We start from the raw sequence: 14,455 nt of genomic DNA, 5'->3' as shown, positions 1-14,455 counted from the left end.
AGTTTGCATGGCACATCTACTCAACGAAACGACATTCAACAGTCCTGATCCGGCGGTCACGTCGTTTAACGTTACTATCCCGGCCACGTCGGCCGGTTCGACACTGGTCATCATATCTGGAGCTGGGTCCACGGTTGTTGCTAAATTAGGCGTAGGTGGGACGACCTTTACAAAGAGAACTACTTCTCTTGGACTCCGCGAAGTCACTGCACAAGATATTGTCGACACGAACGGCGGGACAACAACGATCCCGATTACACTCAACGGGGCCGATAACGTTACGGGCATTATCTACGAGTTTGCCTCAGGGACACTCGGCAGCTTCGTTACAGGCAATACCAACAGTGGCAGTGGTGGTAACCCCAGTATCGATAACAACACCGGATGGGCGACGATCGCCCCAATCACCACGACTAGTCCGACTGTCGTATTTGCCATGTACACAGCGAGCGATAGCTCAGGGAACATCAGTAACCAGACACGCCAGTTCTGGGGGTTCGAGCCGCTCGGTAAGCAGTACATGAATACTGCCATCACCAACGATCCCACAAAGAGCCTCTTCTGGGTCATGATTGGCGTCTCAGACCAAACGTCAGCGTCCGGTGGCACCTATACCTCGAAATCATCACGCTGGGTCTTAAATGCCGAACACCAGTCAGTCGTCTGGGCTTACCAAGATCTAGCGAGCAGTACGCCGACCTATGCCAATCCATATCCGAACGCGACGGTCGCCGAAAACTCACTCCCCGGCTCAATGAATGGCGCCTGGTTTACTGGCCCCGGTGGGGCAGTCAGTGGCAAGATCTCGGGCTACACAGACAACCTTTCGTACAATCCGGGAGACACCGTCAACTTTAAGGTCGACTCCGCTGATATTGGTTTCGACGTTGAGATCTACCGCCTCGGCTACTACGGCTACACCACATTCGGTGCCCGTTGGCAGACAACATTCAATGGGACCCCGGCCACCCAGCCTGCCCCGACGATCGACTCATACGGTGGAACGGTCTGTAGCTGGTCAACAACCGCCGCTTGGGCCATTCCGGCAACGGCAACTCCAGGCGTCTATCTCTATAACCTTCGGCGCTCCGACAACACCGGTTACCTCTTTCAGAGTCTCTTTGTCGTCAAGTCGCCTGTGCCATCCTCAAAGACACAAGGGATAATGCTGACGATGGCTGACACAACCTGGCAAGCCTACAACGTCTGGGGAGCAACGACCGACGCAGGTGGCGGCTACGCGGGTTACACCGGAAGAAGCCTCTATGGCCAGGGGCCGAACCAGAGCTTAAATGCACGAGCCTTCGCCGTATCGTACGACAGACCAATCGGTGTTATTGGAGCTAACGCAGCTACCTTCTACTGGGACTCTGAGGGTGGACTCGTAGCCTTCTTGGAAGGAAACGGCTATGAGATTTCCTACTTCACCATGATTGATCTCGAGAAAAACCCGGCCATACCATCAATGTACACGACGGCTATATCATCCGGACACAGCGAATATTGGTCGAGTAATATGCGCGACGCTTTCGAAGACGCTCGAGACTCAGGCACGAACGTCATGTTCTTCACCTCTAACACTTCGCTTTGGCATGTTCGTTTTGACCCAGCCGACACCAATAAGCGTAGGATGATCTGCTACAAAGACTCACACGCCACAACTGGTTATGATGGGGTCACGCAGTACGACCCCGGTGGTTACACTGGAACGTGGCGCGACCCAAGGACAACAGTTGGCGGGGTCAATAATACCGAAAGACGACCAGAGAACAGCATGACTGGTCAGTGGTTCATCGGTAACGCCAACGTCAACGAGCGTATTGCCGTACCAGACGATTACAAGAACCTGCCGATATGGCGTAACACGCGGGTCACGGCCAACCCTGGCATAGCTGTCCGTGGAACAAGCTCGAACTTTATGACGACGGCAGGCACCAACACGACCATCTCTACCCCATCGGCAACCCAGACCGGTGATCTTGTCCTTGTCGCCCTCACGTTTGATGGCCAACCGTCAGGCTTTAACACCGGCGGACTTCGAGTCATCTTCAATCAGGTCCCCAACGAGGCCAACCAAGTGACGATACTGCTCACCTGTTATGCAGCCCAAGCCGGCTCGACAACTTACTTCTTTAACTGGTCCAACAACCTTGCCTCCTCTCAGGTCTGCACTGTCTACAGCGGAGCCGTTTGGGAGGACAGTGGCAGTGGCGTGTTCGCAGATACTGGCGGGGGTTCAACTCACACTACCCCATCAGTCGGTAATGGTGGCAGCAACCGTTGGGCTGTCTGTGTCTTCGCCGATGTGAACGCCAACGGCACCCAGAAGACAACCAGCTGGACGGCCGGCACCGGATTAACGTCTCGAGTACAAACCAACAACTCAACCAACTCGTCGGGTAGTTGGACCTCGATCGCGATGATGGATACCAATGCAGCAAGCACACAGGGTTTTAATACGTACTCAGCCACTGCGCAGTTTGGGAACCCGAACGCATCTGCGGGCATAATGTACATCTCGCCTGGCACAACACTGATGGGGGGGACGATTGGGACTGAGTGGGACTATGTCAAAGCGGAAGAGCCGACGACACCGACCAATATGATCATGCTTAACAAGCAGGCCATACAGATCAGCGGCCAACGTTCGGACTACTACGGCCACAACTACGGCGGAGCGGGAACAATCTTCTATAGCATGACTATCTACGAAGCCCCGTCAGGTGCCCTCGTCTTCTGTGCCGCCACGTGGCAATATGCTTGGGGTATCAGCTACTTCTCTGATGGAAGTGACAACTATAACTCCTCGATCGATCCAGCCATGCAGCAAGCCGTATTAAATCTGATGACTGACTTCGGTAACTCACCTCCCGCCATTTTGAGTACGACCGCTAATAATAACGCGACGGCTCTTGTCAGCCCTGGGTCAGCTGCCTCACCAAGTCAGTACGGCCTGACCATAACCTCAAAGACACAGTACCAATCGATCTTTGATCCATCACTTGTCGTTACTTCAACGTCTAACTATGACGGTACAGCCTATACAATGGGGACAGTCTTTGAAGCCACGAGTAACGGTAAAATCTACGGCGCACGGTGGTACTTCCCAGACAACCTGCCATCTATGCCCGTAACGGCCATCCTCTATAGTTGGACGAGCGATTCGACCGGCACCCAGCTGGCCACAACACCTCTTAGCAACTACCAGACTGGTTGGAGTCAAGGACTCTTCTCCTCACCTATCAGCATCACCGCCAATACCCTATATGTGATAGCGATTTGGACATCCGACTACTACCCTTCGACTAGCAATCTCTTTACTAACTCAGGCGTGACAAACTCAAGTGGTACCCTGACCGCTCCGCAATCGACCAATACTACTCATAATGGTAAGTACGTCTCAAGCAACAGCGGCCCGACCTATCCAACCACTACGTTCCAGGGTGGTTGCTACTTCGCTGATGTCCTCTTCCAAGGTTCGGGCACAGTCAACTTCGTCGGTTGGGGCCAGCCGATAGGTTAAGCTACTTGGACTTCTCGACAATAAACTGTGTTACCAGACTGGCAAGGCCAACAAGACCAATCGCACCAGTTAGGTAGATCCACTTGCTTGTCTGATACTGGACGATAGAACAGAGATCAGCACAGAGAGCGTTTGGAGGGCAGCGAAGACAACCGCCGACTTTTTGCTGATGAAAGTAGAAATAGGCCGTGCCTGCGAGCCCAACAACTAACAAGATGACGGCTACGAGACGAAGCACCTTCTTCATATTGACTAGGATAGCATAGTCTATAATGGATACATGGAACGGACCAGAGGGCTCAAACCAGTCCGACGTGAACCAGTTGAAACGACAGCTACTCAAAATCACGAACTGACCGCACGATATGTAATCCTGAGTGCCCTAGCAGGGCTGGCAGTTGCGGCAGCCGGTCTTCTTGTCGCCTGGAAAGCAAATACTATCATTGAGAGCGGTCAAGGTAATCTGGGTCTAGCTGGTAACTTCAGAGCCATAGGGCTGCTCGCAATTCCTGTTGGTTATGCAGTCCCAGCTTTCTCGATGATGTTCCGAGATGCCCAACTTGCCGACCGCATAGATCGGCAACGCCAGGATCTATCCGCACCTAATCAGTAGCTCTGCTTACTACCTCGACATCTATACTCAGCACTAAGAGGCTTGCCAAAAACCAGGTGAGAAAGTCACCGAGCAGATCAGCACTGCGTATGGTGACTTGATTCTCGGGGCCGGTGCTCGTGTGGGCCTGGCGAACTCGTGAGATAAATGGAAAACCGTACTGTGAGGTGCGTACAGTCTGTAGTTCAGGGCTACAGTAGATACCATGGTTACATGGGATGGTCGTAATACTTGTCGATGTTGTGCGTGGGAAGAAGAAGGTGATCAGAGAAGTGATGAGAATGCTAAGAATAGCCGCCAGGATGACCTGCCCATGGCCGAACCGTGTAACGACTCTTCGTTGTGATTGACCCATATATTCATTATAGCCGCAAAGGGCAACCTATTTCTTATTCGGGCCGAGATGGAGCACGTGACTCATAAGGCCAAACCCGATAGCTAGCGCTCCGAGTAAGAGCACTGCCCCGGTGAAGTCCCACCGTTTTTTCTCTTTGCTCGACTCAGGATTAGCCATACGTATAAGTATATCTTCTATTTACATTATGTTTCTGTTTGCTATCAGTAATCGTTAGGGTGTACGGTGGTGGTTAGTAGAAAATCGTTAAAGATAAGGAGTATGCCATGAGTAGCAGTAACCCAGTAGTCCATTTTGAGATGCCATATAAAGACGCGAAGCGTGTAGCAAAGTTCTATAAGGCAGCTTTTGGCTGGAATATGGACGATTCGGGCAAGGATATGGGAGACTACGTAACAGCCGAGACGACGAAGACCGAGAACGGGCGACCAGTTGCGCCGGGGACAATTAATGGAGGCTTCTTCCCGATAAAGCCAGACTGGCCCGCACAGGTCCCCTCAGTTGTTATTGCCGTAAAAGATATCGAAGCTGCGATGCGAGACGTCAAAAAGGCCGGAGGTGAAATCCTCGGTAAACCAATGGATATACCAGGAGTAGGAAAATATGTCTCATTTAACGACAGTGAGGGCAACCGGGTAAGCTTGCTGCAACCCTAAGGTTACCTTCTACGGTCGCAGAAGATATCCGTTCTCGAAGAGAAATGTATCATGGTCGGCATGCATCCCCCGCGGTGCAGTCGTAAACCAGCCGGCATCGCTGGCTTCATTATTCGGTTTGGGTGTACCGGCATAATCAGTTACCTCGAACACAATTCCAACCGGATAGTCGGTACTATCCTCTAGGTGGCTCTTGACTTCGAAGTAACCGCAATTCCGTGCGCCCTTTACATCGATCCTTAGCTCGCGACCAGCGACTCGCCTAACCGCATCTACCAATTGTTCTCCAAAACGAACGGTTCCTCCCGGTATGTGCCAGAGACCTTTACAGGGCCCGCTGGCCCGTTTAGTGAGATAAACTCCACCGGATTTGTTTTTAACGATTATCTCAACCCCAAGCCGAGGGACTTTGGAGTAGATCAAATCAAATTCTTCTTGAGTAAGTGGGTGTTCTTCATTTTTCATCTAACAAATCCAGGGGTTAAATGAGAGGAGCTAATTCTCTGATAGGTGGATGTGTAATAATTTGTTCACCAGATAGCTCCCCACGTGCTGCACCCATAGCTCTGCCTTTAATCCTATGATGTCTGCCCGACGTTAACCTGACGACACCAAGCCTGCTATCTCGAGGACTGCTAATATCTTCCGGCACGATCATCGTGTCCCCAAAATACCTACCATCCCCATCCAAGAGGTTACCCAAGCCATTGCGTAAGGCAGATTTACCTACGGCAGCCCTAACTTTTGCAGCCGCTTCTCGAATGACCCTATCGGCATCAAACTGGACCCCAAGTGCGTTATGCTCAGGTCTACCGTGTAGCGTGAGCCACTGACTAAGAGTTAACCATCCCGGTATATTCCTACTCGCTGCCAGAGTGTCACCTCCTGATGTTTCGAGCGCAAACCATTGTCGAGGTACGAATAGCTCTTCCCGCTCGCTGTTCCCAAGTTCCCTCCCCAGCGCAGCCAGACATAGTGATTGATCTATCAGATCCACTCTTGGATCCCGCCTCTGGCGTGTTGATGGCAGGCTTTGGATGAGGGACTCCATGTCAGTAGCCGGATGTGCCCGGCCATAAAGCAGATCCCATCTTGGCATCCTAAATGTTCTTGTGGTTGGATAACCTTGCTGCCACCTTACCCTACCCGTGGTATACGTTGAGGCGGCCACGTCTACGCCGTCGAACGCCATAACATCAGTCAATGCGCCCGTATAAACATGTCGCCACCCAGGGAACTGGTTCGGATGAAAAGCATCCTCAGGATGATCGCCTGGCGCTCGCAGTGAGAATCGAGCCACTGCCTCGAGCAATGCCTCACGTCTCTCTAATAATGCGAAGCCTTCCGGGGAAGCAATAAATCTGGTGGCCGCAATATTGTCTGGGCCACCTCTTAAAGAATGCGTCATTCGCTATAATAAACCATAAGTTATAGAATAAATCAAAGAGATTTCACCAAAGCCCTATCACCTAGCGACAAACCGCTTCGACTTCAATGGCAATTGTACGCCTATTTAGACAAGGTTTGGGTACTTTTGATGGATTCTAGTCAATCAGCCCAACCTCTTTGAGACGGGGTAGCACCTCATGTTCGAATATCGACCCTACCTTAATATCCTCAGGTGGAGTCGAGGTAATCCACCTAATCTCTTCTACTTCATTATCTGGAGTCGGCTCACCTTCCCATTCCCCAACCGTAAAGACGTCCATCTGTACAGTTTTATCTTCTTGACCAGCCGCTTGGGCATAAAACGTCCCGAAGGGCTTGATGTCATCCTCCTTGACGGTAATCTGAAACTCCTCCCTCAGCTCACGGACAAGCGCCTGTCCAGGCGTTTCACCAGGTTCTACTGAACCACCCGGCGCAATAAAGAACTCTTTATCTTTGGAGCGTTCAACGAGGAGTCGCTTATTACGAATGATGATGCCACCGGCCTTGTGTATGTCTGCTTTCTTAGTCATAAAGCCATATTAGCACTTGAATGATATTAGCCCAGATTAAGCCGTACCGGTCAGTTAAGTAAACCTAGATGATCAAGAGCAAGCATAGCCCCAGCCGTATCAGTTAGTTCTCCTCGACGAACTTGCTTAACAAACTCCGGGATATCTACCAGTTCGATCTCGATAAATTCATCATGCACATCCAGCTGCTGATCACCAATCTTTTTGCAGTTTGTGGCAACTATGACGTAACGCGTTCTATCAACCCTCGCATCTTCGTACCATTTACCTATCCACTGCACTTCACCAGTGAAACCGGTCTCCTCGAGCAACTCATGCATCCCAGCACTCTTAAGGTCTTGGCCATTTTCGATCTTACCGCCAGGTAGCTCTCTAAAAATAGCGTTAGGGCCTGGTCGATACATCCTTGCAGTAACTACTTTGTTGTCATCTGTTAACGCAAAGACGCACACCCCCGATTTATCAGTGGCGATGTACCAATCTACGATTTCTCCGTCCAGCATTTCATAGTCACGTTGCTCAATAGTCCATGAATACTTCTTAAATACAATCTGTCGCTTTATCTCTTTCCATTTCTTGAGTTGAGTCATGTCGATAGCTTACCAGATAGTTGGTAAGGGGAGTGGATATGATGAGGTTTTCTACATGCTAGGTTATCTACTGGCACTCCATGACACTATAGGCTACTGCGTGTAGGCCGACTGCATCTGAGGCGTTGAAAGTATCGACGCCAAGGTCAAACCAGTAGGTGGTCCCGATCGAGAGCCCGGTGATCTTCGCCTTCTGGCGAAAGTATGCATGCTGGCCAAAGCTAGCAGGCTGGAGCGTATAAGTACCTTGCGGAAAGGCTGTTCCCGTAAGAGTGCCGTTATTTGATGGCACTGATCCCGTTCCATACCTGCCGCTGACTTGCACTGTAGTATTTGCTGTGTTTGGTCCAATCGCGCCATCGATTTCAATCGAGAGACTGGTTGAGTTTACTGGTGTATACGTGATGCCAAGCCCAGCCATTACCTGAGACGTTGCTGTGATGGGTGTTGGGTCTGAAACGGTTCCAAACGTAATAGCCGGCAGACCGGCCGCAGGAATATCAGTCTGTACGGTCCCATTGAGAATATTACCTTTGCTGACACCTGGGTTACCGCCAGTATACAGAGATGTAATTTCATTCCCCTGGGTTGTAACACCTATGACAACGTCAGCCGACTTTGACCCCGTCGAGTAGGCGATAAGAGCCGAGAAGGGAGCCGTCCCAGAGAGGTTTGGCACTGATGTGCCTACAATAGTAGTGGGTGCCGAATCAAGATTGAGTTCTTGCACAACCGGGAAACCGCCTCCAGTAGCACCCTTCTGCTGAAAGCGACCACCATTGATCGTCAAAGGACCTTGAACGCGCACTATGTGCGCTGGCGAAGACGAGTTAGAGGCGTTGTCGAATGTACAGTTGCTATAAGTTGCTCCTTGACCGGTACCATGATAGAGATTTGCGACAGCCACGGCAGCGTTGGCCGCTTCTGAAAAGTGGCAATTTGCATACTGTATGTCTGCCGAATTTGAGATCCAGGTCGCGTACTGTGGATGACTATTAGCCATCCAGTTGTCGTCAGCTGCGATCCGGCCACCGATCCCAACAAAAAAGGCGAGCGTGTTGCCTGATGGACTTGCAACAGGAGTAATACTAAGTGTAATCTGATTGCCATTTACTCCTGTAACCGTCGTACCGCCCGCAATGTTGCCAGGGGTAGTAAAGTCAAGGACAGGCGCCCCAACTGATATCCCGGTTGAGGAAGAAACGGTAACGACATTGCCAGCAACACTTGACACCGTCTGCTGGATGACGGAAGGAGTGATGAGGTTGTTTGAGATTACTATCCCTTCAATCCCAGAATCTTGGGCTACCTGTTGCCCTGGGTCATCGATACAGATAACTGAAGCGCCCCATATAAACGTCTCTCTTATGCGCGTGCCGAGAGCGTTACGGTAGATTGTGCGAAACGCATTTGGGGCCGTACCACTATTCGTGGGGCCATAGCCTAGAAACATGCCGCCTCTGATAGTGGCACCTTTTCCGCCGAGCACAATCATGCCATTGGTAAACGTCGCGCCCTGAGCGGGGCTAAGCGTAGCGCACGTTAGTGAACCAACGGCAGGGACGGACGAACCGGGGTTTTTCCAGGGCCCAACACCTTCAAGAAACAGGGTCACACCCGCTGGAACAGTAAGATCAGATTTGAGACCGTAACTGCTTGTGGCAGCGGGTATCCGTAAAGTCCCACCACCAGCCGTATTCAGGGCGTTCAGAGCAGCCTGTAGTGTTGGTTGATTGTCAGTTTTCCCATGATCTGCAACAAGACCAGTGGCATATTGTACATACGCCCCAGTCTGCCAAGAAGCCGAAGTACCACTAGTCGCGGTTAGCGTTTGGCCACTGCTTGGTGTTCCAGAAATACTGACGCCATTAAGTTTTGCGACAGTGGGGCTGGATGTTGTGCCGCCAATATCCCCACCCACTTGTAAGTATCTACTGTCAGCAGTGCTTTGGGTCAAAGCACCAACGTCACTGGCGGCTAAAGTGACAGAGCCGTTAGTCGGTAATTTACTGTTGACGCTGGTTACGGCCCCGGCTTGGACTACCGCTGCAGATTGGATAGTTCCGTCACCGTTTAAGGAGACTGATAGATAGTCATTGAGGATGCTTCCCCAATTACCTGAATCTCCTCCTACTACCGGCAGTCTAGCCATATATACAAACTCCCACATTACCCAGAGTGGTTATGGTTAGTATAGGATAGACGTCCCGTCTCAACAAGTGTGACAGATCATACAAACGAAGAGACAAAACTAAAATAGCAACTTGGTACCGCTGACTTTACCTCAATGGAACCTTCTCGAGCAAGAGTTAATTGACTGGTATTTGGCTCTTGAGGATGGATTTGCTAAACCTTTCCCTATATGATCTCTGTATGCCTAGTCCTCAATTGCCCGGACTTAACGAAGAGGATCCTACAAAACTGTATGCGGCGGAAGTGACAGTACGAGTTCTGTACTCTGATGCTGGGAACGATGAAGAGGCTAGGAACTTCGCAAGGTCTCTGGGCGAGCATGCTGTCGATGGGATACTGGGGTCTCAACCTGGCTTACATATCGTTGGGCAACGTGTAAGATTGGTGGAACTTGCTGAGAAGCGAGAAATCGAAGTCGGCTACGAGTAGTTGGATGGGCTGTGGTCAAAATGCTTATGGTACGCCTGATAGGATTCGAACCTACGACCTTTGGTTCCGGAAACCAACGCTCTATCCACTGAGCTACAGGCGCGCGAATTTTACTAGTATAATAGGCGAAGTATGGATATCAAAACAGATACGAATTTAAAAAGCCATACCACTATGAAGCTCGGTGGCCCCGCACACGCACTTGTCACTATCAACTCAAAAGACGAACTCGAAGAAGCGGTTGCCGAAGCACACGGTAAGAGCTTGCCCATTTTGGTTCTTGGCGAAGGTTCCAATATCGTCGTTCGCGACGAGGGTTTCAAGGGAATGGTCATCATTAATCGTATCCCTGGCTTTAAAGTACTCGACGATAACGATGAGACGACGACCATCCAGGTCGGGTCAGGAGAACACTGGGACGATGTCGTTAAGAAGACCGTTGAGATGGGGCTGACCGGTCTCGAATTTCTCTCCAAGATACCCGGTACCGCAGGCGGTACACCTGTTCAAAATGTTGGCGCATACGGAGTTGAGATCGCAGATGTTTTCGATGAACTTGAAGCGTACGATCTCGATACCTCCGACTTCGTTACGTTGACTGGCGCTGACTGCCACTTCAGCTACCGTAACAGTATCTTTAAAGCCATGCAGGGTCGCCACTATATCATCACCAGCATCACTCTGACACTGAAAAAGGGTAACCCGAAGCCACCTTTCTATGGTAGCTTGCAGCGGTATCTCGACGAAAAGAACATAACGACATACACACCGCAGGCTATCCGAGATGCAGTGAGCGCTATCCGCGAGAAGACCTTGCCAGACCCGAAACACCTTGCCAATAGTGGTTCGTTTTTCAAGAATCCCAGAATTCTCCACGAAGAGTTCGAGAAACTTCTAAAAGACTATCCTGATCTTCCTTCATATCCGACCAAAGAGGGATTGGTCAAAATACCTGCCGCCTGGCTCATAGATAAGACAGGACTCAAGGGCTACGAAGCTCACGGCTTTAAAATCTACGAGCACAACGCCCTTGTCTTCGTTAACGTTTCAGCCAAGAGTTACGGGGATCTTGAAAAGTTCAAAGATGAGATAGTCGCCAAAGTTAAAGCCAAATTCGGAGTCGTTCTTGAACAGGAACCAGAACTACTTTAACTAACTCGTCTGTCACTCGGCAGAGGGAATTTCCGTGAGAATTCTTCGACTTCGGCATTGAGCCTCTTTAATGCTTCGAGGTCATTACGCGCTTTGATGCCTTTTAACATCCACTCGGCAATGAGAGCCATATCATCTTCTTTAAGGCCCCGAGTAGTAATGGCTGGCGTACCGAGCCGGATACCGCTTGGGCGGTATGGGGGCAGCGGGTCGTCCGGTATAACGTTCTTATTAAGATTGAGGCCGATCAAATCAAGTGCTGCCTCGGCTTCACCACCGTGAATATTAAAGCTCGACATAACGTCAACCAGGACGAGGTGATTATCAGTCCCGTTAGTAACCAACTTGAAGCCACGTTTCATGAGTTCATCGGCCAGGCGTTGAGCATTTTTGAGAACCTGCTCGGCATAGGCCTTAAATTCAGGTTGCGATGCTTCATGAAAGGCCACCGCTTTCGCGGCGATAATATGCATATGCGGACCGCCCTGGACACCTGGAAAGACAGACCTATCGACGAGAGTCGGCAGATTTTCGATTATCTTTTCCGGAGCCCTAAGTGGGTTATTGATAGTCCCTTTGGTGAGTATGATACCGCCACGAGGTCCGCGAAGTGTCTTGTGAGTTGTTGAAGAGATCATGTGGAAGCCATGGTGAAAGGGATTCTCGAGCAGACCGGCTGCGACGAGGCCGGCAATATGAGCAATGTCAGCCCACGCTACCGCCCCGACTTCTTCAGCAATCGCTGAAAACTTATCATAGTCAAACTCACGAGGGTATGAAGAGTAGCCGGCTAAGATCATCTTGGGCTTATGCTTGTGAGCCAGCTCTCTGAGCAGATCATAGTCTATCTCGCCTGTTTCAGTATCCTTCATCCCGTAGCGAACAAAGTTGAAGAGTTTGGCTAGCACCGTGATCGGGTGACCGTGAGTCAGGTGGCCTCCATGTGAGAGGTCCATGCCCAGGATTGTGTCTCCAGGTTCCATCCAGGCGTGTTCGGCAGCCTCGTTAGCCTGAGCGCCTGAGAGAGGTTGAACATTGGCGTGATCGGCGTCAAAGAGACCTTTAACGCGGTCGATCGCCAGTTGTTCGATTTGATCAGTATAGGTCTGACCGCCGTAGTATCGTTTACCGACGTAGCCTTCGGAGTATTTATTGGTAAAGATACTGCCATCTGCCTCAAGAACATCACGGCTGACGTAGTTTTCGGAAGGAATAAGTTCAAGACCGCTGCGCTCGCGCTCTTCCTCGGCCTTTATGAGGTCGCTGACTTGTTTATCGTTCATAATGAATAGTTCTCTATTAGATGAATTTTCGGAGACAGTATGAACGACTTTTTACAACATACCTCCATTGTATAAGATAACGTCAAGAGAAGCGATAATAACTTGCGCATATATCAAACATGATATATCATTTCGTGAGATGTACGAATACCGCCAAAAGATTGGTCATCTTATCGCGACCCTTCGACACGAGAAGGGCATGACTCAGAAGGAGTTGGCGACCTCTCTTGGTACCAGCCAGAGTGCCGTTAACCGCATCGAAAACGGGGGTCAGAACCTCAGCATGGAGATGCTAGCCCGTATTAGCGACGTCCTTGACCGCGAGATTGTCAGCCTGCACAGCCAGGGTAATGTCAACTTCCGAATCGAAGGCGGTAAAAAGCTGGGAGGCACGATTTCCGTCAAGACCTCCAAGAATGCCGCCATGGGACTGCTCTGCGCCAGCCTGCTGAACAAAGGCACGACCACGCTGCGCCGGATGCCACGCATCGAAGAGGTCAACCGGATGATCGAGGTCTTTACAAGTATCGGTGTTAGGGTCCGCTGGCTGAATGAAGAGAACGATCTCGAGATAACACCCCCGGCTCGTCTCAAACTAGAGAATATGGACGCAGAAGCCGGCCGTAAGACACGAAGTGTGATTATGTGCATGGGACCGCTTATGCATCTCAAGCGTGAGTTCGAGCTGCCCTTTGCCGGCGGCTGTAAGCTCGGTGAAAGAACTATTCAGCCGCATCTATATGCCCTCGAAGAATTCGGCCTTAGCGTTAACACTGTAACTGGCTGGTACAGGTGCACAAGCCACCCGAAGAGACCGACTGAACCTGTTGTTATGATCGAACCAGGTAATACGGCGACAGAGAACGCCATCTTTGCCGCAGCCCTTACTCCAGGGGTCAGTACACTCCGCCGGGTCGGCTCCAACTACATGATCCACGATGTCTGTCACTTCCTCGAGAAACTCGGGGTTAAGATCGAAGGTATTGGCACCTATACCTTGCGAATCCATGGCGTTAAAGAGATCAATAAGAATGTTGAATACTGGCCAAGCGAAGACCCGATCGAGGCAGTTACGTTCCTGAGCATTGCGGCAACGACCAACTCACCCATCACCATCGAGAGGGTCCCGATCGACTTTATCGATCTTGAGCTTATGAAGATGGCCAAGATGGGCTTTAAGTATAAACTCTCCAAGCGCTACAAAGCCGCCAACAAGATAACTGATCTCGTTGATATCCAGTGCCTAGAATCCCCGAAGTTAGTGGCTCCAGAGGATAAGATCGAAGCACACGACGACCCGACCATGAATATTGATAGCCTGCCGTATTTCGTCCCCATTGCTGCAACAGCCCACGGCCGGACACTTATACACGACTGGGTGTACGACAACCGGGCCATCTACTATACCGAGCTCAACAAGCTCAACGCCCGGGTAAACCTTGTCGACGTCCACCGAGCGTACGTCATCGGGCCGACCCATTGGCGACCGGCAGAGGTCATCTGCCCGCCAGCCTTGAGGCCAGCTGTTCTTATTCTGATAGGCATGCTTGCAGCTGACGGTATATCCGTCCTTCGAAACGTCTACTCTATTAGCAGAGGCTACGAAGACTTGGCCAACCGTCTCAATAAGTTAGGCGCCAGTATCGAAGTTCTTCGCGACATCTAGATAGAGATCAGTCAACTCTCATCTATCTGATATA

Annotated in this window: 14 protein-coding genes and 1 tRNA gene; 5 read left to right on the top strand and 10 right to left on the bottom strand. The window is 50.7% G+C overall.

The features are described 5' to 3' along the window. The first annotated feature begins 7 nt into the window (after positions 1-7). Complete coding sequence (locus VGS28_02950) at positions 8-3,523, top strand: N,N-dimethylformamidase beta subunit family domain-containing protein (GenBank protein ID HEV2412738.1); 3,516 nt, start codon at positions 8-10, stop codon at positions 3,521-3,523. A gap of 1 nt (position 3,524) precedes the next feature. On the opposite strand, the gene VGS28_02945 is transcribed toward VGS28_02950, so the two are convergent. Then, entirely contained in the window at positions 3,525-3,770 is a 246-nt protein-coding gene (locus VGS28_02945) for a hypothetical protein (GenBank protein HEV2412737.1), read from the bottom strand. Between the two features lie 33 nt (positions 3,771-3,803). On the opposite strand from VGS28_02945, the gene VGS28_02940 reads away from it, so the two are divergent. Next, a complete protein-coding gene (locus VGS28_02940; protein HEV2412736.1) occupies positions 3,804-4,136 on the top strand; it encodes a hypothetical protein in 333 nt (110 codons plus the stop codon). Here VGS28_02940 and VGS28_02935 read toward each other — a convergent pair. Beyond that, positions 4,126-4,491 carry a hypothetical protein gene (locus VGS28_02935; protein ID HEV2412735.1) on the bottom strand — a complete coding sequence of 122 codons (366 nt, stop codon included), beginning with the start codon at positions 4,489-4,491 and terminating at the stop codon, positions 4,126-4,128. The two genes, VGS28_02940 and VGS28_02935, sit on opposite strands and share 11 nt — an antisense overlap. 27 nt (positions 4,492-4,518) lie before the next feature. Continuing rightward, the gene (locus tag VGS28_02930) at positions 4,519-4,650 is read right to left on the bottom strand and encodes a hypothetical protein (protein ID HEV2412734.1); all 132 of its coding nucleotides are present in this window, start codon (positions 4,648-4,650) and stop codon (positions 4,519-4,521) included. A 107-nt stretch (positions 4,651-4,757) separates the two neighbouring features. Here VGS28_02930 and VGS28_02925 point away from each other — a divergent pair, with 107 nt between their 5' ends. After that, positions 4,758-5,147 (top strand): VOC family protein, encoded by a 390-nt coding sequence (locus VGS28_02925; protein HEV2412733.1) that lies wholly within the window; start codon positions 4,758-4,760, stop codon positions 5,145-5,147. 9 nt (positions 5,148-5,156) lie between these two features. Here VGS28_02925 and VGS28_02920 read toward each other — a convergent pair whose 3' ends face one another. From VGS28_02920 to VGS28_02895, 6 genes are all read right to left on the bottom strand, one after another. Continuing rightward, positions 5,157-5,612 (bottom strand): NUDIX hydrolase, encoded by a 456-nt coding sequence (locus tag VGS28_02920; protein HEV2412732.1) that lies wholly within the window; start codon positions 5,610-5,612, stop codon positions 5,157-5,159. 16 nt (positions 5,613-5,628) lie between these two features. Then, entirely contained in the window at positions 5,629-6,555 is a 927-nt protein-coding gene (locus VGS28_02915; protein ID HEV2412731.1) for a hypothetical protein, read from the bottom strand. Positions 6,556-6,691: 136 nt separating this feature from the next. After that, positions 6,692-7,108: an NUDIX domain-containing protein gene (locus VGS28_02910; protein ID HEV2412730.1), complete on the bottom strand. Its 417-nt coding sequence runs from the start codon at positions 7,106-7,108 to the stop codon at positions 6,692-6,694. A 50-nt stretch (positions 7,109-7,158) separates the two neighbouring features. After that, positions 7,159-7,698 (bottom strand): NUDIX hydrolase, encoded by a 540-nt coding sequence (locus VGS28_02905; GenBank protein ID HEV2412729.1) that lies wholly within the window; start codon positions 7,696-7,698, stop codon positions 7,159-7,161. Positions 7,699-7,765: 67 nt separating this feature from the next. After that, positions 7,766-9,850, bottom strand: coding sequence for a hypothetical protein (locus VGS28_02900; GenBank protein HEV2412728.1), 2,085 nt, complete (start codon positions 9,848-9,850; stop codon positions 7,766-7,768). Between the two features lie 497 nt (positions 9,851-10,347). Then, positions 10,348-10,423 (bottom strand) — tRNA-Arg (locus VGS28_02895). Between the two features lie 29 nt (positions 10,424-10,452). Between VGS28_02895 and murB the strand changes: the two genes are divergently transcribed. Next, positions 10,453-11,472: a UDP-N-acetylmuramate dehydrogenase gene (gene murB / locus VGS28_02890; protein ID HEV2412727.1), complete on the top strand. Its 1,020-nt coding sequence runs from the start codon at positions 10,453-10,455 to the stop codon at positions 11,470-11,472. Here murB and glyA read toward each other — a convergent pair. Continuing rightward, complete coding sequence (gene glyA, locus VGS28_02885) at positions 11,469-12,755, bottom strand: serine hydroxymethyltransferase (GenBank protein HEV2412726.1); 1,287 nt, start codon at positions 12,753-12,755, stop codon at positions 11,469-11,471. The genes murB and glyA overlap by 4 nt on opposite strands. 139 nt (positions 12,756-12,894) lie before the next feature. On the opposite strand from glyA, the gene VGS28_02880 reads away from it, so the two are divergent. Next, positions 12,895-14,421, top strand: coding sequence for a UDP-N-acetylglucosamine 1-carboxyvinyltransferase (locus tag VGS28_02880; protein HEV2412725.1), 1,527 nt, complete (start codon positions 12,895-12,897; stop codon positions 14,419-14,421). Positions 14,422-14,455: the final 34 nt, after the last annotated feature.

This window comes from Candidatus Saccharimonadales bacterium, from assembly GCA_035945435.1.
Taxonomy (GTDB): Bacteria; Patescibacteriota; Saccharimonadia; order Saccharimonadales; family DASZAF01; genus DASZAF01.
The sequence above is the reverse complement of the archived record's forward strand: the minus strand, read 5'-3'. Positions and strand labels throughout refer to the sequence as shown.

What these genes read in the sequence shown, in the direction of transcription:
- VGS28_02950 (HEV2412738.1), top strand. Translation starts at nt 8, where the DNA reads ATGGCACATCTACTCAACGAAACGACATTCAACAGTCCTGATCCGGCG.
- VGS28_02945 (HEV2412737.1), bottom strand. Translation starts at nt 3,770, where the DNA reads ATGAAGAAGGTGCTTCGTCTCGTAGCCGTCATCTTGTTAGTTGTTGGG.
- VGS28_02940 (HEV2412736.1), top strand. Translation starts at nt 3,804, where the DNA reads ATGGAACGGACCAGAGGGCTCAAACCAGTCCGACGTGAACCAGTTGAA.
- VGS28_02935 (HEV2412735.1), bottom strand. Translation starts at nt 4,491, where the DNA reads ATGGGTCAATCACAACGAAGAGTCGTTACACGGTTCGGCCATGGGCAG.
- VGS28_02930 (HEV2412734.1), bottom strand. Translation starts at nt 4,650, where the DNA reads ATGGCTAATCCTGAGTCGAGCAAAGAGAAAAAACGGTGGGACTTCACC.
- VGS28_02925 (HEV2412733.1), top strand. Translation starts at nt 4,758, where the DNA reads ATGAGTAGCAGTAACCCAGTAGTCCATTTTGAGATGCCATATAAAGAC.
- VGS28_02920 (HEV2412732.1), bottom strand. Translation starts at nt 5,612, where the DNA reads ATGAAAAATGAAGAACACCCACTTACTCAAGAAGAATTTGATTTGATC.
- VGS28_02915 (HEV2412731.1), bottom strand. Translation starts at nt 6,555, where the DNA reads ATGACGCATTCTTTAAGAGGTGGCCCAGACAATATTGCGGCCACCAGA.
- VGS28_02910 (HEV2412730.1), bottom strand. Translation starts at nt 7,108, where the DNA reads ATGACTAAGAAAGCAGACATACACAAGGCCGGTGGCATCATCATTCGT.
- VGS28_02905 (HEV2412729.1), bottom strand. Translation starts at nt 7,698, where the DNA reads ATGACTCAACTCAAGAAATGGAAAGAGATAAAGCGACAGATTGTATTT.
- VGS28_02900 (HEV2412728.1), bottom strand. Translation starts at nt 9,850, where the DNA reads ATGGCTAGACTGCCGGTAGTAGGAGGAGATTCAGGTAATTGGGGAAGC.
- murB (HEV2412727.1), top strand. Translation starts at nt 10,453, where the DNA reads ATGGATATCAAAACAGATACGAATTTAAAAAGCCATACCACTATGAAG.
- glyA (HEV2412726.1), bottom strand. Translation starts at nt 12,755, where the DNA reads ATGAACGATAAACAAGTCAGCGACCTCATAAAGGCCGAGGAAGAGCGC.
- VGS28_02880 (HEV2412725.1), top strand. Translation starts at nt 12,895, where the DNA reads ATGTACGAATACCGCCAAAAGATTGGTCATCTTATCGCGACCCTTCGA.